The sequence below is a fragment of the Sphingobacterium sp. BIGb0116 genome (assembly GCF_024808035.1).
In the GTDB taxonomy this organism is placed as follows: Bacteria; Bacteroidota; Bacteroidia; order Sphingobacteriales; family Sphingobacteriaceae; genus Sphingobacterium; species Sphingobacterium paramultivorum.
In genome coordinates this window covers 279,147-297,087 of the sequence record NZ_JANUDT010000007.1, presented here as the reverse complement: position 1 = coordinate 297,087, position 17,941 = coordinate 279,147, and the positions used below count along the sequence as shown (strand labels likewise).

The following is a 17,941-nucleotide window of genomic DNA, read 5'->3' as shown; positions in this document are numbered from 1 at the left end:
ATTAGTAGATTATGGGCTTAATTATATTTGCGGTTTTAACAGCAATATCGGGATATGGATTGTGGCAATTGTTTGTTAAAGCTGGCAGAAATGGCTGGGAAGCGATCGTGCCTTTTTATAGCCAGTATATTCAGGCAAAATTGACGGGAAGACCTACATGGTGGGTGATTCTATTACTAGTTCCAATTGTCAATGTCTTTGTTTTCTATAATCTTTATCTTGATTTTATCCATTGTTTTGGAAAACGCCGGTTTTGGGAGAATGCTGCTGCAGTTTTAGTGCCTTTTATTGTTCTGCCAATGTGGGCAAAGGACAATAATGTGCGTTTTTTGAATGGCTTATATGCTAAGAATTTAAAGGCTGCGAGCCAAGATGGTGTTGAATTGACAGCGGAGAAGCGTGCCGAAATTGCACTTGAATCTTATAAAGATTATAAAATTAAATATCCGTACAAGAAATCCATGGTACGCGAATGGGCAGATGCCATCGTATTTGCAACTGTGGCAGCGTCGCTTATTCGTGGCTTTCTGATCGAGGCTTATATGATTCCTACAGGATCTATGGAGCGCACCTTGTTGATCGGGGATTTCTTATTTGTAAGCAAGTTAAATTATGGACCGCGTGTTCCCAACACGCCGATTGCGTTTCCTTTTGCACATCATACGATGCCTATCACTGGAGGGAAAGCGTATTCTGAATTAATTGAACTACCCTATAAACGTTTGCCAGGATTTCAAAAGATTGAACGTAATGATGTCGTTGTTTTCAATTTTCCTGCAGGGGACACTGTCGCGCTTGAAAACCAAAATTCAAGTTATTATGATCTTGTTCGCGCATATGGTTGGCAGACCGTCAATTCTCAGTTTACAATCCAGGCAAGACCTATTGATAAAAGGGAGAACTATATTAAACGCTGTGTTGGATTGCCTGGCGATAAAATTTTCATGAAAGATGCTAAACTCTTTGTGAACGATCAACCGGGATTTGATCCTCCAGAGAGCCAATTGGACTATCTCGTATTAACGGATGGTACCCCATTAAATATGGATAGGTTACGAGAGTTGAGAATAGAAGCGGTCGGCGGGGATCAGCAGCCTGGTGTTTATCAGTTGTTCATGACAAAAGATGAACTAGCCATTGTAAAATCTTGGTCGAATGTCAAAGAAATCAGAAGAAATCCTGGTGGAGAAGGAGCTTATCCGTATGATCCACAATACAAATGGAATTTTGACAATTTTGGACCGATTTTAATCCCGAAGAAAGGATGGACAGTGGCATTAAATGCACAGACTCTGCCCATTTATGAAAGAGCTATCCGTGTTTACGAAAATAACAAGTTGGAAAAACGTTCGGATGGAGTCTATATCAATGATGTGAAAGCAGACCATTATACTTTTAAAATGGATTACTTTTGGATGATGGGTGATAATCGCCATAATTCTTTGGATTCAAGGGGCTGGGGATTTGTTCCAGAGGATCATGTTGTCGGAAAGGCCTTATTTACTTGGATGAGCTGGGACGACATTGGTACCGGACTTTCGAAAATTCGCTGGAACCGTATCTTTAAAGGAATTCATTAATAATTGCAAGTTCAGCAATAGTACCGCTATCTGTGGGGTAATAAAAAGGGCTTTCGTTTAAGAAAGCCCTTTTTCTATTTATGTCTTTTTGTGCAATTCGCTAGGTCACAATAAGCTTATTTATATAGTTCGCGCTCTTCGCCGAACATGCTATTACTTCAAACAAGCTAGATAACGTTTGATCGTTTCTTCTAGTCCTAAGTATAGAGCATCAGCGATGAGAGCATGGCCTATGCTTACTTCCAGGAGTTCGGGGATATGTTGGTTGAAATATTGCAGATTGTTGAGATCTAAGTCGTGGCCTGCATTTAGACCTAAACCGACTTCACGTGCTTTTAAGGCTGCTTTGAAATAAGGTTTTATAGCGAGTTCGCTGTCAAAGCCATATTCCGTGGCAAATCCTTCGGTGTAAAGCTCAATGCGATCTGTTCCGGTTTCTGCCGCTGCCTCTACCATTTCTTCGACCGGATCAACAAAGATAGAAACGCGTATACCTGCATCTTTGAACAATTTGCACATATCTTGCAGGTAGGCTTTGTTCTTAATGGTATCCCAGCCATGATTCGAGGTCAATTGTCCTTCGGTATCTGGCACTAAGGTTACTTGAGCTGGTTTATTAGCCAATACGAGGTCAATAAATTTCTGTTCCTGGCAATTTCCTTCAATATTGAGTTCGGTCTGAATTTCTGCTTTTAAGTCAAAGACATCCTGATATCGAATATGTCTTTCATCAGGTCTCGGGTGGACAGTGATACCCTGTGCTCCAAAACGTTCACAGGCTAATGCCGCAGATACTAGATTAGGGTTATTACCACCTCTAGAATTTCTGAGCGTTGCGATTTTATTGATATTTACTGAAAGTCTAGTCATTTTCCTGTATGTTATGTTGTAAAAATACAAATAATATCTATTTTTTTTTAACTTGCATATATGGATGGAATCGACTATAGCCTGTTTAGCGGCTTTCGCCTATTGGACGTTATTGATATCATATTGGTAGCGATTATTATCTACTATATCTATAGTTTGATTAGAGGGACCATTGCCGTTAATATCCTGATTGGCGTAGCACTGTTTTATGGTGTTTACATAGTCGTTAAGCAGATGCATATGCGCTTGCTGACCGAAATATTCGGCGGTTTTATATCTGTAGGGTCCATCGCATTGATTGTCGTGTTCCAACAGGAAATCAGGCGGTTCTTACTGCACGTTGGGAAGAATATATCCATGAAGCGGAAAAAGGTTTTTTGGTCGTTTATCGGGAATAAGAAGGCTATACAAAAGGATTTGACGGAGGATATAAAACCCGTTATTGAAGCCTGTAGAAGCATGTCGCGTACACGGACAGGCGCTTTATTGGTTTTTTCAAAATATTTTGATGAGGAGTATTACCAGAGTAGTGGTGAGTATATCGATGCTCATATTTCGAAGCGTTTGATTGAAAGTATCTTTCATAAAAATAGCCCTTTGCATGATGGTGCAGTCGTTATTGTTGATTTTAAGATTATGACAGCATCTTGTGTGCTACCATTGTCGGATAGTGAGGATTTGCCGCTGCAATTCGGACTACGGCATCGTGCCGCTATTGGGGTGACGGAAATCTCGGATGCGATTGCTGTTATTGTCTCTGAAGAGACCGGTGAGATCTCTTTTGCGAAAGACGGAAATGTCAATATGAACGTTTCCCCAGAAGAACTTGAACAATTGCTAAAAGACGAGCTATAAAACTAAAAGACGAGTTATAAAAAAGGCCTTAAATGCAATGCCCCCAAAAAGTGAGATACTTTCTGGGGGCATTTTTTAGCTATAAATACCTATTTCTTTGCAGCGTTGATAACTTGTGTGTTCAATTTGATGTATTCACTATTTTTATCTGCTGTGGCAACTTCAAGACCTTTCGTTGCAGTTTCTATTGCACCTTTTTTATCGCCAGCTTTTAATTGAGCTTTTGCTTTCCAATAAAGGACGTGGGCAGCTTTAGGTTGAGCTTTGGCAGCTTCGTCAAACCAGTTTAGCGCTTTATTTAGATCTAAGTTATTACTGAAGTAATATTGGGCTGCGGCAAAATAAGGTTTTTTCTCGCCCTTCATAGCCTCGTCGATCGAAGCTAATATTTTAGCCTGTTGATTGACTTTGAGATCAACCTTTACTGACGTTTTTTCCCAAACCAAACTCAATACAGCACCTGTAGGTGTAACATTGTCAAAAGAGATGGTAAATGTCTCCACTGGAGTTGCTAAGGTCTGAGGTTTAACATTGAAGCGCAAGGCATCTTCGGTTTGTTTATAGGTATAAGCGCCCCATTGTTTTGTGTTTTTACTGATGATGATGGTCCATTCCGATTTGTTCGGTATCGTGAAAAGAGCATAGGTTCCGGCGGAAAGCTTATGTCCATTCAACTCAACATCACCTTCAAAGGTTAATGTGGTATTTGTATTTGCACCTGTGCGCCATATTTCGTTGTAAGGAACAAGATCACCAAAAATCTTACGACCGTTCATGCTAGGTCTGCTGTAATTAAGGGTTACGTTTTCAATACCTAGTCCTTGTGTAACTGTCTGTGAGCTACTTGCTGCAGGTAGCTTTAGCTGAGCAAAAGATTCGTTGGCCGTAAACATCATTGTTGCGGCAATGGCAATTGCAAAAAGATTCTTTTTCATCTGTATCATTGTTTGTTTTGTTGTGTGCTTGATCCGGTGGTTCAACGTGCTATTGACAGGCATTTCATTTGACCATACTTTCTATTTTTTCTATGAAAAAAGAAACCCTTGTTATAGAGGATCTGTCATATGTATGGCTTTTAAAGCATCTATCTCCTAAAAATAGGAAGAATTTTAAGAAAAAATGGCATCTATTTTTAGATGCCATTTTTTCTTAAATATAAGATGGATTTACGTTAATTCGTTTTGCCAACCTTATGGCCTACTATAGAGAAAAACATAATGTATAGATAGCCCGGAATCATTGCATATAAGAATGCGTGTTGAAAATCAATATGTAAATGATCTTTTAACAATCCGTAGATCAAAGGCCATATAGCACCACCTGCAATACCCATAATCATGATGGCTGACCCTGTTTTCGTGAACTTTCCAAGGCCTTTAATTCCTAGCGGGAAGATAGCTGGCCACATGAGGGAGTTAGCGATTCCTAACAAGGCAACGAATATAAATGAAGTTGTACCGGTCGTAAAAACAGAAATAATGGTAAATGTGATGCCAATGATTGTGCAAATGCGTAAGGCCATTTGTTGTGATACAAATCTTGGAATAGAAATGATACCAATAATATAACCGATCAACATACAAGCGAGTGTAAATGCTGTTGCATAGGTTGTAAAGAAAGGATCAACTTTCAGTTCGCGTGCATAGACGCCAATGATATCGCCTGCCATAACTTCGACGGCCACACAGAAGAAAATTGCCAAAGCCCCCAAGAACAAATGTGGATATTGAAATATCGATGTTTTCTTTGCTGCCACAGTTCCGCTTTCTGCGCTGGTTTCTTCTTCTGCATCCATATCGACCTCAGGCAAGTGTGTGAACTTTAAGAAAATTGCGAAGGCAACGAAAATAATTGCAAGAGAGATATACGGTGTGTGTACGCGTTGAAGAAGATCATCTAAGATCGCATTCTTTTGGACAAGATCCGCTGTTGCTTCTAATTTTGCTGTTACTTTTTGAGCATCTTTTAAAAAGAGTGTTCCGAAAAGGATAGGTACAATAATACCAGCCGATTTATTGAAAAAACCAGCAATTGAGATGCGTTGTGCAGCACTATCAATGGGGCCAATAATACTTAAGTAAGGGTTAACGGCTGTTTGTAACAATGCCATTCCTGAACCTTGGATGAAGATTCCTGTTAAAAATAGGCCATAGCTTCTATTATCTGCTGCAGGAATAAAGATCAGAGACCCTAAACCTAATATAATAAGACTGACAACTAAACCATTTTGGAAACCAATTTTTTTAATGATGACTGAGCTTGGAAGTGCTAGGAAAAAATAAGCAATGTAGGAAGCAAAGGTTACGAAGAAAGCTTGTAAATCTGTTTCGAGGTTACAAGCAATTTTTAAGAATGGAATTAAGGTTCCGTTTGCCCAGGTAATAAAACCGAGGATAAAAAATAAACCACAGCAGATGGCCATAGGGCGAAAGGCTGTTTTACCAACGTTAGGATTAGTGGTCATGTTTTGTTTTATTATATTTAGTTAAGTTATCGTTCGAGGATTGGTAAATCAGTAGGAATAAGGAATGAACAAACGATTGCGCTTCATAATTACTGATTTTTAAAGTATCCATCCTACAAGACTACTTAAATTTCTTGAATATTGGAAATAAATAAAGGCATATTTTTGGGGGATTTTGATAATTAATTGACAAAAAAAAGAAGGATAAATTGTGAAATTTATCCTTCTTTGCTTATAAATATTGTCGAATTGTAATTGGATCGAGGTGATAAATCGAGTTAGCAGGAGTCGTATAGTTATCGTTATTTTGGAACGATAGCTACTGTGAGTCTTGAGATACAATTTAATTTGTTGAAGCGATCGTACATCTTTATTTCCCAAATATGTGTGGACCGACCAATGTGTATTGGACTACATTTTGCTGTAATTACTCCACTACTTACCGGGCGTATATGATTAGCATTTACCTCAAGTCCAACTCCGCGGTATTTTTCTGGATCAACCACGAGGTTAGATGCGATACTTCCCAAAGACTCCGCCAGAACGACAGAAGCACCACCATGTAAAATACCATGTGGTTGTTTGACTTTATCTGTCACCGGCATGGTCGCTGTGATGGAGTTGTCATCAATTTCTGTCGCTTGAATCTCGAGCAGACCCGATAGGTATTTGTTGAAAAATACGTTTATTTCCTCAATGCTGTAATGCTGAAACCAAATTTTTGACATCGTCTGAGTTTAAATAGCGTTCTTGGATAATGATGCGATGATGATTGAGGTGGCCCGCAATGACATACAAGAGCGCTTTTACACTTGTTAGCCGTTCAGATGCCATCCCTTTACGTTCTAATTCAGCCTCATTAAAACTATTGAAAAGCATCATGTTCGCTTTGCGGAGAAAAGTAAATTCTTTGCTCAGGCTTTCTAAGGTGCGATCGTTGTAACGGGAATACTGAATGAGGTAGTCTTGGTCGTATCCGGCTAGCTCTTTAAGGTCGTTACGTGAAAAACGCAATGCTCGGTAAGCCATGATACGCTCATTATCGATGACGTGGCCAACAACTTCTTTGATTGTCCACTTATCTTCGGCGTATTTAAAATTACCTCTTTCCTCTGGTATCGTGTCCAGAAATGCTGGAAAGGAGAGCGTTTGTTCTTCTAGTGCATCAAACACGTTATCGACGACAGTCTCAATATAAGGCGCGTAGACTGCTGGATATTCGTCAGATTTGAGTGGCTTCATATTTTAAATTGCTTTTTAAGATTATTCGAAATGTTGTTCCTTTACCTACTTCAGATTCTTTTACAAAAATTTGCCCTTGGTGGTACCGCACCATTCTTTTTGTCAGACTAAGGCCAAGCCCCCAACCTCTTTTCCGAGTTGTGAACCCTGGCTGGAAAACAGATTCAAAATTTGATCTCGGAATTCCTTTGCCCGTATCACTAATGTCTATAAAAATTTCTTCTTTCGCAATATTTTCTGAAATATTAACAGTTATATTTCCTTCTGTGCCAATGGCGTTTACTCCGTTTTTCAATAAATTTTCGATAATCCAATCAAAGAGTGGAATATTAAGCTGTGCTTCAAGATGTGTGTCGCCTTTTAATTCGAAAGCAATTTTATTACTGGTTCGTACGCGAAAATAATCCATGTAATTTTTGATGACATCATACAGGTTATGGTTAGTCAGCACGGGAGTAGATCCTATTTTCGAAAAGCGATCAGCGACGATTTCAAGTCGCTTAATGTCATTTTCCATTTCATTTAGGGTATCATCTTCTTCGGCATCGAATTTTATGCGAATCAATTCTAACCAACCCATCAACGACGAAATAGGGGTGCCTAACTGATGTGCGGCTTCTTTCGTGAGCCCTACCCAAACGAGATTTTGTTCGGATTTCCGGATAGAATTGAAAACGGTATAAGCAATAATGAGAAAGAGTGCAATCAGCGATAGTTGCACATAAGGAAACACCCTTAACTGTTGTAAAAACCATGAATCTTTATAATAAACACGCCATTTTTGTCCATTTTCCAATTCCAACGTAATGGGCGGATGGCTTTTCTTCATAAATGCAAGCTGTTTTTGGAAATAGGCCGGGTCATAATCGAGATGCTTTGTAACACTGTCGTTGTGTCCGGGTTTAATATTTGTCTTTGTGGAATCGAGGTTGCGCCAGAAAATAATGTCTTCCTTGTCGTCAGTAATAATTGCGGGTAAATTTAGACTATCTCTTACGGCGTAAATAAATGTAATGAATTCATCATCAACGTCGGGCATGGTCATGATATTTTTGGTACTCATGGCCCATACCTCAGCCTTCGAACGTTCGGCATGTGCAAGATTTCGAACGAGGTAATTGGTATAAACCAGCGAGGCGACAGCAATGACTGCGGCAAAGATAAGCAAGATAAATTTCCAGCGTTGCTGGGTAATCTGAGAGGGTTTCATGATTCCGTATTCGTGTCCTTAATTTGCAAATTACTGAATAAATGTCTGTTTTCTGCACTTTTATTTCATTGAAGAAGTTATGGTGCCGCCCAAATCAAAAATTTTGTGGTAATTTTGCGACATGAGTTCAGAAAGAAAAGTAAGAGTGCGTTTTGCACCAAGCCCGACAGGTGGTCTTCACCTTGGTGGGGTACGTACAGCTTTGTTTAATTTTCTCTATGCGCGTCAGCATCAGGGAGATTTTATTTTACGTGTCGAGGATACGGACCAAACTCGTTTTGTCCCAGGTGCTGAGGAATATATCAACGAATGCTTAGCATGGTGTGGTTTGACTCCAGATGAAAGCCCATTAAAAGGAGGCGAGTACGGACCTTACCGTCAAAGTGAGCGAAAACCATCTTACCGGAAATATGCTGAACAGCTGATCGAGAATGGTTATGCTTATTATGCTTTTGACACAGCAGAGGAGCTGGATGAGCAGCGTAAGTTGCAGCCTAATTTTCGCTATAGCCACGAGAACAGACTTCAATTACGTAATTCATTGAGTTTGTCTGAGGCTGAAACTCAACAATTATTGGATGCGGGCACTCCGCACACCATCCGTATAAAGATTCCAACAGATGAAACGGTATCATTCACTGATATGATCCGTGGAAAGGTTGCTTTTGATACAAATCTTGTCGATGATAAGGTATTGCTTAAGGCAGATGGCATGCCGACTTATCACCTCGCTGTTGTTGTAGATGATAAGGCCATGGAAATATCACATGTATTCCGTGGTGAAGAGTGGTTGCCTTCGGCACCTATCCACATCTTATTGTGGGAATACCTCGGTTGGGGAGATAGCATGCCAGGCTGGGCGCACCTTCCGTTGATTCTTAAACCAGATGGAAACGGTAAACTAAGCAAGCGTGACGGCGATCGTTTGGGTTTCCCTGTTTATGCTATGAACTGGACCGATGCTAAATCTGGCGATACAACAAAAGGATTCCGTGAGATGGGCTTCTTACCCGAGGCTTTTGTCAATATGCTCGGCGTGTTAGGTTGGAATGATGGCACTGAACAGGAGCTTTTCTCCTTAGATGAATTGATTCAAAAATTTGGTGTTGACCGTATCAGTAAAGCCGGTGCGAAATTTGATTTTGAAAAAGCAAAATGGTTCAACCATGAATGGATTAAACGCACGTCGACAGAATCCTTGTTGCCAAAGATCAAAACAGTATTGGAACATCATCAAGTAGATGCCGATGAAGCTTACGTGAGCAGGGTATTGGATGCTGTGAAAGAGCGTTTAACTTTTGTTGAGGACTTTTGGAGTCAGGCGTCTTTCTTCTTTTTGCAACCTGCGGAATATGATTTGAATGCTGTAAAGCCTAAGTGGTCGGCTGAAAAAACAGCATTTTTTGAGGGTATAAACCAATCATTCGAAGGATTTGATACGTGGAAAGCTGCTGAATTGGAACCTTTCTTCAAAGATGCGATTCAGGCATCGGGAATGAAAATGGGCGAACTGATGATGCCATTCCGGATTATGTTGGTAGGCGGTAAATTTGGACCAGATGTCTTTCAGATTGTTGAATTGCTCGGCAAAAACGAGGTAATATCACGTGTGAAAAAAGCACTTAAAGAATTTGATGCTTAAATAGATTAAGTACGAAATACCGAAAAGGGGTTGTCTGCATTGATTTGCAAACAGCCCCTTTTTTTGAAAGAACCTGTTTAGTTGATTCGTATTGTTTTTATTAAGGCATCAATGAGCTCGTGATACTCGGTTTATTAGGCAAAAGGAATCTCCGGTTCGCGTTCATTGCTGTTTGCGAAAGCATGAAAGTTGTATATAGGAGATTTAGCTGCCTCGTTTACAAGTATGGCATCCTTAGGCGCATGAAAAGTGTTTTGGCTGGGCCGAATAAAAATATTAGCCCTGTTATCAGCATTCCCAGGATTCCCAGATAAGTAAATATCTCCATGTTACTGATTAGTGACGCTTGCTGACTTAGGGTTCCCGAAATACTTTTGCTTGCAATACGGTTTGCTATCTGATCGCCATATATTCCGGTATATTTCTCGATTAATGTATTCCAATAGTTTATTGTCAGTGGGTTGCTTGTATTCAGTGTCTGTTCGAGTTGAATATAATGCTTTTGATTTAGTGTATAGCTGGCATTTTGAATAAGTGCAAATCCGACATTGGTACTCCAAAATCGAACGGTTGTGCCCATGAGGCCTGCATTGCCAATATGATGGGATTCTACACCTGTCAAAATATAAATAACCAGTGGTGTAAAAAGCCAGCCCTGTCCGATTCCTTGAATAAACAAAGGAAGACCGATTGCCCAGATTGTTGTATCAGGGTAAAATGTGGGTACAAATAGAAAACATGAAGTCGCCAATATCAAAAAGCCAAAACCAAAGATATATTTAGGCGATACATCGCGCAGGAGTAAGAAACCTGAACTGCCAACACCCAGTATTGTACCAAGCACATTGATGTACTGTACATCAACAATATAATGCCATGGCCACTTCCATACGGTAGCCATCACTGTGTATACATTATTGAGACAGCTGCGAATAATATAAAAGAGAAAAAAAAGTATAACACCAAAGATCACATTTTTGTATCTGAGGATCTCAAAATGAAAAAGCGGTCTTTTGACCATCCTCTGTTTAATGATGAAAAGTGCTCCGAAAATAAGGAAAAGTGCGAAGTTAATGGTGATCGTGGAGCATTCAAACCAATAGTATTTGCGACCATAAATTAAAACGTAGGCCCCGCAGCTCAATGATATCAATAAAAATAGACAGCTGGCCAGATCCAGTTGATAGAGTGGGAACTTTTTACCCAAACGATTATTGTTGAGTAACAGCAAGGCTATTGCAATCACTATCAAATGCCAATAGAGCACGACATGGATCATATCTTGCCATCCGTAGTCCATTATGCTTTCTTTGAGTAAGGATGTCGTCAAAGTTGATCCTGTAAGCATAAAGGTATATAGGAAAAAATAGGCGATCGTTCGGCTTTTGTTATGCTTAATCTGCATCATAAGCAGCGGAAGAAAGCATGCCCCTTCCAGTACACAGAAAATACCTTCGATCACGCGGAGAATACCAATAAGGAAAGGGTCTCTTGTAAGTGAAATACCGAGTAGAATCAGGATGGAGAGGCTACAGGTCAAGAGTATGTATGTCCTTACCCTAAAAAACGAAAATAGCCTTTGAAATATAAGTAAGGTAACGACAATGGCACCATACATCAAGGATAGATAATACTGAATATCTTCGGCTTCAATGTCCAGCACCGAAGCGGTAAATGCTGTATTGGAATGGAAAAGCGACATTAACATGAGGTGTGGAAACATCGCTACGATCATAAGCGGGAGTTTTATCCATTCGGGCACCCAGCTGTAGTATAAAGATTTGTTCGTACTCATGGGCGATTAGGATTGATGGGCAGCATGGATAACGACATTCATACCGGCACGTAATTTCTTCAGATCCTGTTTTGGATCAAATACAATTTTAATGGGAATTCGTTGCTCAATCTTTACGAAATTTCCGGTTGCATTGTCTTGTGGTATCAGGGCAAATTTGGAACCTGATGCCGGAGAAAATGAGTGAATTTTTCCTTTAAAACTGAGTTTGGGAAAAGCGTCTACCTGTATAGTAACTATAGTGCCTTCTGCAAGATTTTCGAGTTGAGTTTCCCTAAAGTTAGCGTTGATCCATTTCTCTTCACTAATGACATTGGCAAGTGTCTGACCTTCCTTTACATATTGTCCTGCTTGGATGGTTCGTTTTCCAACGAAGCCATCATAAGGTGCTGTAACTACGGTGTACGAAAGAAAAAGCTGTGCATTTGTTTTTGCAGCCTTTTTGATATTGATATTGGCTCTTGCCGGTAACTCGCTTGCTTTTTCTTTGTAGGTGTTTAGTTGAGCTGAATTATATTCTTCGGTTGTGGTGTGCAATTGTGCCAATGCTATATCATATGCTGCTTTGGCATTATCGTACTGTTGTTTGGTCGCAGCCTCTGCTTCAAATAAATTCTTGAATCGATTGTAATCCTGTTCGGTCTGCCATACACTTACTTTTGCAGCTTCTAATCTTGCCTTTTGAACGGAAATGCTATTGGCTGTGGCATTGGCTGTTTTGCTGATTACCTCAATATTGCTCTGGCTACTTTGGAGTTCGGCATTCGCCATATCAACCTTGGTTTGATACTCACTGGCATCTATAATTAATAAAGTGTCGCCCCGATGTACATATTGGTTTTCCTCAAATCGTACCTCCTTGATAAAACCAGAGACTCTACTGGCAATAGGTGTCAAGTATTGATCGATTTGTGCGTCATTTGTTGTTACATATTGATTGGTAAAAATGAGGTGTCTGACTAAGACGCCAATACCGGTCAATAATAATAGGCTGGCAAATATGACGAGCATTTTATTAAATCCTTTTGTTTTGTCTTTTTTATCTTCTTTATTCATTATTGTTTTGATTGCGCGATTTTAATAGCCTGCTTTATGTGCTTATAGTGTGTCAACACAGGCTAACTGTATAATTTTAGCATCAATTAAATTTGCAGTTGATTTTTTTTATTTAATCCTATGTTGTAGGGGACTTTTAAAAATTTAATTAAAGCCCGTTGTGCCAGTATTCAGTTTCGCTTATGATGTACTCGGAGTAGCAATTTTTCTGTTTTTGCATTTTACTTAAATTTGAATCCTTGGAATATCGATCAGCTCATCCGAATGCTTGAGAATATGGCCGTACAAAGATACTGTGGGATGGAAATGTTTTGTTTTGTATAGTCGGACGGATATTTGTTCGTTTGCGCCATATTGTAGAAAAAGTGTAATTTTAGATTATGGAAGAGGAAAAACTTGCAGCTATAGATGCTGACCGATATGACTTTTATGTAGACCACATGTATGTCGATCGTATCGATTCTCGCGAGTACAAACATAAAAAGGCGCGGCTGATCTATGCTGACGGTGGTATTATTCATGTGTTTACGACAACAAAGCACTGGTATTTGCCAGCAAGGTTTTATATGTGGATTCCGGCAAATACAACTTATCATCTGGAGAGCACAAGCTCTCGTATCCCGCTATATAGTTTTTATTTCAAGCAGCAGCAGCATATGCCGTCTGTACTTTCAACGCCGAATATATTTCTTAGTAATGATCTGGTACGTGAAATGTTTTTATTTGCTCAGGATTGGAGCGGAGGGGTTAGCAAAACGGCTGATTATTCAAAATACTGTCTCTTGCGTGCGATGATGGCGATTATTCCGGATACGAGTTCACCAATAGATGCTTTTCCGATGCAACATCCCTATCCTAAAAGTGAAAAGCTCAGGAGTGTGGCTAGATATCTGAACAGTAACATTGATCAGGCCTATACCATTGAACAGATTGCGGCGCAATTCGGTATGAGCAGCCGCTCATTGTCACGTTTGTTTAAAGAAGATATGGGGATTAGTTATATCCGGTTTTTAAGAGCCATACGAATTGCGAAAGCTCTGGAACTGATGTCCGAGAATAGCTACTCCATTCTAGAAATAGCTATGCGAGTGGGATACAACGAGCTGTCTTCTTTTAGCAATATTTTTACGCGTGTAACGGGTATCCGTCCATCGATATATATGGCGAAGATTAATGGATATAAAGAGTAATGTTTTTATTTAGGCCAAAAGTTCATGCAGATCTTCCTGAGATAGTGACTTGATAAAGCTTTCTTCTGTCGTGATCAGGCTTTGTGCAATCGATTTCTTTTTATTCTGTAAAGCTAATATCTTTTCTTCGACGGTATCTTTACTGATAAATTTATAGATAAACACGTTGCGCGTTTGACCGATGCGGTGTGAACGGTCTACAGCCTGTTGTTCCACAGCTGGGTTCCACCACGGATCCAGAATAAAAACATAGTCAGCTTCAATCAGATTGAGTCCCACCCCACCTGCTTTTATCGATATAAGGAATAACTTGGTATCGTTGTTTTTACGAAATTGGCTTACGGCTTCATCCCGATTCTTTGTGCCGCCATCCAGGTAGGCATAATTTGTACCTTTATTATCGAAATACTGACGGAAGATATTGAGCTGCTTTACGAACTGGGAGAAAATCAGTACTTTGTTGCCTCTTTGCATGACCATCTCAAGTGTTTCAATTACAGCTTCGAACTTGCCGGAATCACCCGAGAATTTCTCATCCACCATTCTGGGATGATTGGCTAATTGTCGGAGCTTTGTCAAGCCTTGCAACAGCGCAATTTGCGTAGATTTAGGCTTGCTGTCCAATTGTCCGTCAAGAATTGCATTGCGATATTCAGATTTGACTTTTTCGTACAACTCGGATTGTTTTTCCGTCATTTCACAATAAAGGACCTGTTCAGTTTTTGGCGGTAATTCTGTTGCCACCTGATCTTTTGTACGTCTTAATATAAATGGTTTGACAATCGCTTGAAGACGCTGTGCTTTTTCTTCATCTTTTTTCTTTTCTATGGGCTGTACAAATTCCTTTTGAAAATAGGTATAACTGCCTAGAAGTCCTGGATTGGTGAAGTGCATCTGTGCCCAAAGATCCGAAACGGAATTTTCTACAGGAGTTCCACTCAAAGCCAATTTGTTTTTGCTTTTTAGGCTTTTGATGGCTTTAAAAGATTTGGAAGTTGGGTTTTTGATATTCTGGCTCTCATCGAGGATAATGTAATTAAAATAAAAGCCACTCAAGGTTTCTTCATCAATACGGGCAATCCCGTAGGTGGTAATTACCAGATCATATTTGGCGAAAAGTGAGGCATTTTTAATGCGGTTGTTTCCGGTATGAAGGTGAATATTAAGCTGTGGAGCAAATTGCTGTGCTTCTTTTTGCCAGTTGTATACCAATGATGTTGGCAAAACCAAAAGTGAGGTACGGATATCCTGTTCGTCTTGGAGTTGTTCTTTTTGCTGTTGCAATAGGGCTAAAGTCTGTATGGTTTTACCCAAACCCATATCATCCGCAAGACAGCCACCAAATTTATACTGCTTCAAAAAATTAAACCAATTGTATCCTGCTTTTTGGTATGAGCGAAGATTTCCCTTGAAATGTTTTGGTTCGGGAATATCAGCAATTTCTTCAAAGTTGGCTAGCTTCTGTAGTTTTCGCGTAAATACCAGCTGTGTATGCTCACTAATTTCAAAGAGTAGACCAATATGTACCTTATTTAGTTTGAGCTCATGCCGATCTGCAGAAAATTGGAAGAGATGATTGTATTTTGCAAACCATTCTTCCGGAATCATGGCAATTTCTCCATTCGGTAAGGTAAATTCCTTAATGTTATTAAGAATATGGTTGCGCAGCTGGATAAATGGAATCTCATAGGGTCCAAATTTTGCGATAGCACTTATATCAAACCAATCATTGTCTTCATCAATGGAGATATCTAAGGAGGTATGACCTATGAAGAAGCGTTTTTCTTCACTATTTTGTATAATGTGGAATCCAAGTTTCTCAAGTTGTTCTTGATGGTTGTTCATCCAGTCAAATACTGAAAGCCGTTTTCCAGTATGGGTAGTTGGCGTTAATAAACCGAGTTGGAGGTCAACATCCTGTAGGCCCAATTTTTTTAAGCTTTCATTTTGTTGTTCTTCCCATTGCAAAGAGCGTTTGACACGGTGGAATATATAATGGTCATCTTCCACATTATATTCCATACGAACAGTAACTTTATTCTCGGCTCCCGCGGTAAAGGTATGCGGTCCGTACTTGAATTGCAGTTGTAATTGCGACACTCCATCTTCGATATAAATCAAATGGAGGAGCGGAATTGCTTGGTGTTGGTGGGTTTGAATTTCAAATCCTTCGGCATAGACATGATAGCGTTCAATCAGTCCACATACAAAGGTCTCGAAATATTTTTTTTCAGTGCTTCTACCGACAGAAATGTAACGTTTATTTAGGAAAGGGCTAAGCTTCTTGCCCTCAAGAGCCTGATCGAAATAATATAGGGTATTGTTTAAAAGTAACCATGCTTGTACATTGGTCAAGACAATGGCATTTTTGAACATAAACTCCAGACGCTGATTTTCGTATTTGATTGTCGGGAAATAACGTGTTTCTTCTTCGTTTCGTCGAAAATGAAATAGAACCGATGCCGCAGAGGTTGCCAATTTAATTTCTTGATCTGCTGGATAACCATCTTTGCTCATCATGAAAAGCGGTTTGTCTCCAACAGCTTCAAAAAATTGAATCATTTTTTCATCAATTTTAGGACGAAGAAGCTCATATAGCTTTTTATCGAAAACTTTGGAAAAGAAATCGACAGGTCTAATTGCTTTTTTGTAGTATTTTTTGATGAGGTGAGTTTGTTCGATTTCATCGAGCAATCGAATTAGTTTGTAATCTAATTCATCCAATTCAGCGGCGTAAGCATCGACAGTATTGCTAAATATACGTTGATAGCGTAGTGAGTAAGTCCCATTGGGATTGAGTTTGACCATGTGTGGCTCAATAAGATAGCCAAGATAGGGGTGCTCACATATAGAATAAACGATTTTATATACTGGAAATGACTTTGACTGTTGCATTAAAAATAGCGGACCTTATAAATAAAGGTATCTAATATACAATAAAATATACCATTAATCGCAATTTGCGCGTTGAAATTTTAAAAATCGGTTACTGGTGATTGCTTAGCGTTTGGTTAAAATCTAATACCTAACTACATGAAGAGCGTTGTACTCAAATATACGTGAACACCAAGGGTAGCAGGCGATATTCCAATCTTGATTTTCTTGGATGGAAAATTTGGATTGCAATTAACCTTGATCGCTATAGGAGTAAAAATCTAATAGTTCCCTTCAAAGACAAACTGTGCCGGGCCTTTTAAGAACACCTCTGTGAAATGCTTGCCCTGCTTATGGAAGGAGATATAAAGCTGTCCTCCCAATACTCGGATAGGAATATTGATATCACCTTCTAAATTTTGCTGCAAGGCGACAGCCATGGCCGCAGCAGTTGCTCCAGTGCCGCAGGCATAGGTTTCATCTTCAACACCGCGCTCAAATGTACGGAGGAAATAACCATCTCCTTCAGCTTCAATGAAATTTACATTGATGCCTTCTTTTCCATAAGTAGCGTTATTGCGAATTGCGTAGCCATCTTGGAAGACATTCTTATGCTGCAGATTTTTTACAAACTCAACATAATGTGGAGAACCTGTTTGTAACAGATAGGCTTCTCCATCCAGGGCAAAATCTGTTACATCGATCATCTGGAGATTGACAAGGTCTGCTGATAAAGAGGCATGGTGTATGCCGTCTACTGCCAAAAAGACAGTTTTGTCAGTGATAATGCCTAAGTCGTGTGCAAAAGCGACGATACAACGGCCCCCATTACCACACATGCTGCCTTCTCTGCCGTCGGCATTATAATAAATCATCTCAAAATCGTAATTTTCTCTGGTTTGTAAGAGCATTAGACCATCGGCACCAATGCCAAACCTGCGGTTACAGAGCTTTTCTACCAATGCTTCATCTGCGCGGTCAAATGCATTGTCGCGATTGTCTACTAAAATGAAGTCATTGCCTGCTCCCTGATATTTTGAAAATCTTACTTTTGATGCCATTACGTTGATTTTTAGTAACAAAAGTACGTTTTTTTGTTACAAAAAAACGGAGAAAAGTTAAGATTTGTTAAAATGATTGCATTTGTCTAGTAATTAACATTT

The 17,941-nt window shown here is 39.6% G+C and carries 14 protein-coding genes; 4 read left to right on the top strand and 10 right to left on the bottom strand.

Annotated features, from left to right (window positions below):
* The first annotated feature begins 11 nt into the window (after positions 1-11).
* Entirely contained in the window at positions 12-1,580 is a 1,569-nt protein-coding gene (gene lepB / locus M2419_RS17695; RefSeq protein ID WP_182982237.1) for a signal peptidase I, read from the top strand.
* Between the two features lie 153 nt (positions 1,581-1,733).
* Here lepB and M2419_RS17690 read toward each other — a convergent pair whose 3' ends face one another.
* Positions 1,734-2,450 carry a pyridoxine 5'-phosphate synthase gene (locus M2419_RS17690; RefSeq protein WP_159727442.1) on the bottom strand — a complete coding sequence of 239 codons (717 nt, stop codon included), beginning with the start codon at positions 2,448-2,450 and terminating at the stop codon, positions 1,734-1,736.
* Between the two features lie 60 nt (positions 2,451-2,510).
* Here M2419_RS17690 and cdaA point away from each other — a divergent pair, with 60 nt between their 5' ends.
* Positions 2,511-3,305, top strand: coding sequence for a diadenylate cyclase CdaA (gene cdaA / locus M2419_RS17685; RefSeq protein WP_182330648.1), 795 nt, complete (start codon positions 2,511-2,513; stop codon positions 3,303-3,305).
* Between the two features lie 89 nt (positions 3,306-3,394).
* Here cdaA and M2419_RS17680 read toward each other — a convergent pair whose 3' ends face one another.
* The 5 genes from M2419_RS17680 to M2419_RS17660 form a co-directional block, all read right to left on the bottom strand.
* Positions 3,395-4,240: a DUF2911 domain-containing protein gene (locus M2419_RS17680; protein WP_153844362.1), complete on the bottom strand. Its 846-nt coding sequence runs from the start codon at positions 4,238-4,240 to the stop codon at positions 3,395-3,397.
* Between the two features lie 236 nt (positions 4,241-4,476).
* A complete protein-coding gene (gene gluP, locus M2419_RS17675; RefSeq protein ID WP_153844361.1) occupies positions 4,477-5,769 on the bottom strand; it encodes a glucose/galactose MFS transporter in 1,293 nt (430 codons plus the stop codon).
* A gap of 302 nt (positions 5,770-6,071) precedes the next feature.
* Positions 6,072-6,497 (bottom strand): hotdog fold thioesterase, encoded by a 426-nt coding sequence (locus M2419_RS17670; RefSeq protein WP_046673622.1) that lies wholly within the window; start codon positions 6,495-6,497, stop codon positions 6,072-6,074.
* Entirely contained in the window at positions 6,463-7,011 is a 549-nt protein-coding gene (locus M2419_RS17665; RefSeq protein ID WP_153844360.1) for a DinB family protein, read from the bottom strand. Before M2419_RS17665 ends, M2419_RS17670 begins: the two co-directional genes overlap by 35 nt.
* Positions 6,992-8,221, bottom strand: a complete 1,230-nt coding sequence (locus M2419_RS17660) for a HAMP domain-containing sensor histidine kinase (RefSeq protein WP_259255471.1) — start codon at positions 8,219-8,221, stop codon at positions 6,992-6,994. Before M2419_RS17660 ends, M2419_RS17665 begins: the two co-directional genes overlap by 20 nt.
* Positions 8,222-8,342: 121 nt before the next feature.
* Here M2419_RS17660 and gltX point away from each other — a divergent pair, with 121 nt between their 5' ends.
* Positions 8,343-9,863, top strand: coding sequence for a glutamate--tRNA ligase (gltX, locus tag M2419_RS17655; protein ID WP_153844358.1), 1,521 nt, complete (start codon positions 8,343-8,345; stop codon positions 9,861-9,863).
* 217 nt (positions 9,864-10,080) lie between these two features.
* Here gltX and M2419_RS17650 read toward each other — a convergent pair whose 3' ends face one another.
* Positions 10,081-11,658: an MFS transporter gene (locus M2419_RS17650; protein ID WP_159727438.1), complete on the bottom strand. Its 1,578-nt coding sequence runs from the start codon at positions 11,656-11,658 to the stop codon at positions 10,081-10,083.
* A gap of 6 nt (positions 11,659-11,664) precedes the next feature.
* The gene (locus M2419_RS17645) at positions 11,665-12,714 is read right to left on the bottom strand and encodes an HlyD family secretion protein (protein WP_159727436.1); all 1,050 of its coding nucleotides are present in this window, start codon (positions 12,712-12,714) and stop codon (positions 11,665-11,667) included.
* Between the two features lie 380 nt (positions 12,715-13,094).
* Between M2419_RS17645 and M2419_RS17640 the strand changes: the two genes are divergently transcribed.
* Positions 13,095-13,904, top strand: a complete 810-nt coding sequence (locus tag M2419_RS17640; protein WP_159727434.1) for an AraC family transcriptional regulator — start codon at positions 13,095-13,097, stop codon at positions 13,902-13,904.
* 9 nt (positions 13,905-13,913) lie between these two features.
* On the opposite strand, the gene M2419_RS17635 is transcribed toward M2419_RS17640, so the two are convergent.
* Both M2419_RS17635 and dapF read right to left on the bottom strand, forming a co-directional pair.
* Positions 13,914-16,799 (bottom strand): DEAD/DEAH box helicase, encoded by a 2,886-nt coding sequence (locus tag M2419_RS17635; protein ID WP_259255470.1) that lies wholly within the window; start codon positions 16,797-16,799, stop codon positions 13,914-13,916.
* A gap of 260 nt (positions 16,800-17,059) precedes the next feature.
* Entirely contained in the window at positions 17,060-17,839 is a 780-nt protein-coding gene (gene dapF / locus M2419_RS17630) for a diaminopimelate epimerase (RefSeq protein WP_153844353.1), read from the bottom strand.
* Positions 17,840-17,941: the final 102 nt, after the last annotated feature.

Coding starts and splice junctions, on each gene's coding strand:
- M2419_RS17680 (WP_153844362.1), bottom strand. CDS start 4,240: ATGAAAAAGAATCTTTTTGCAATTGCCATTGCCGCAACAATGATGTTT.
- M2419_RS17640 (WP_159727434.1), top strand. CDS start 13,095: ATGGAAGAGGAAAAACTTGCAGCTATAGATGCTGACCGATATGACTTT.
- M2419_RS17690 (WP_159727442.1), bottom strand. CDS start 2,450: ATGACTAGACTTTCAGTAAATATCAATAAAATCGCAACGCTCAGAAAT.
- M2419_RS17650 (WP_159727438.1), bottom strand. CDS start 11,658: ATGAGTACGAACAAATCTTTATACTACAGCTGGGTGCCCGAATGGATA.
- gluP (WP_153844361.1), bottom strand. CDS start 5,769: ATGACCACTAATCCTAACGTTGGTAAAACAGCCTTTCGCCCTATGGCC.
- M2419_RS17665 (WP_153844360.1), bottom strand. CDS start 7,011: ATGAAGCCACTCAAATCTGACGAATATCCAGCAGTCTACGCGCCTTAT.
- lepB (WP_182982237.1), top strand. CDS start 12: ATGGGCTTAATTATATTTGCGGTTTTAACAGCAATATCGGGATATGGA.
- M2419_RS17645 (WP_159727436.1), bottom strand. CDS start 12,714: ATGAATAAAGAAGATAAAAAAGACAAAACAAAAGGATTTAATAAAATG.
- M2419_RS17635 (WP_259255470.1), bottom strand. CDS start 16,799: ATGCAACAGTCAAAGTCATTTCCAGTATATAAAATCGTTTATTCTATA.
- M2419_RS17660 (WP_259255471.1), bottom strand. CDS start 8,221: ATGAAACCCTCTCAGATTACCCAGCAACGCTGGAAATTTATCTTGCTT.
- gltX (WP_153844358.1), top strand. CDS start 8,343: ATGAGTTCAGAAAGAAAAGTAAGAGTGCGTTTTGCACCAAGCCCGACA.
- dapF (WP_153844353.1), bottom strand. CDS start 17,839: ATGGCATCAAAAGTAAGATTTTCAAAATATCAGGGAGCAGGCAATGAC.
- cdaA (WP_182330648.1), top strand. CDS start 2,511: ATGGATGGAATCGACTATAGCCTGTTTAGCGGCTTTCGCCTATTGGAC.
- M2419_RS17670 (WP_046673622.1), bottom strand. CDS start 6,497: ATGTCAAAAATTTGGTTTCAGCATTACAGCATTGAGGAAATAAACGTA.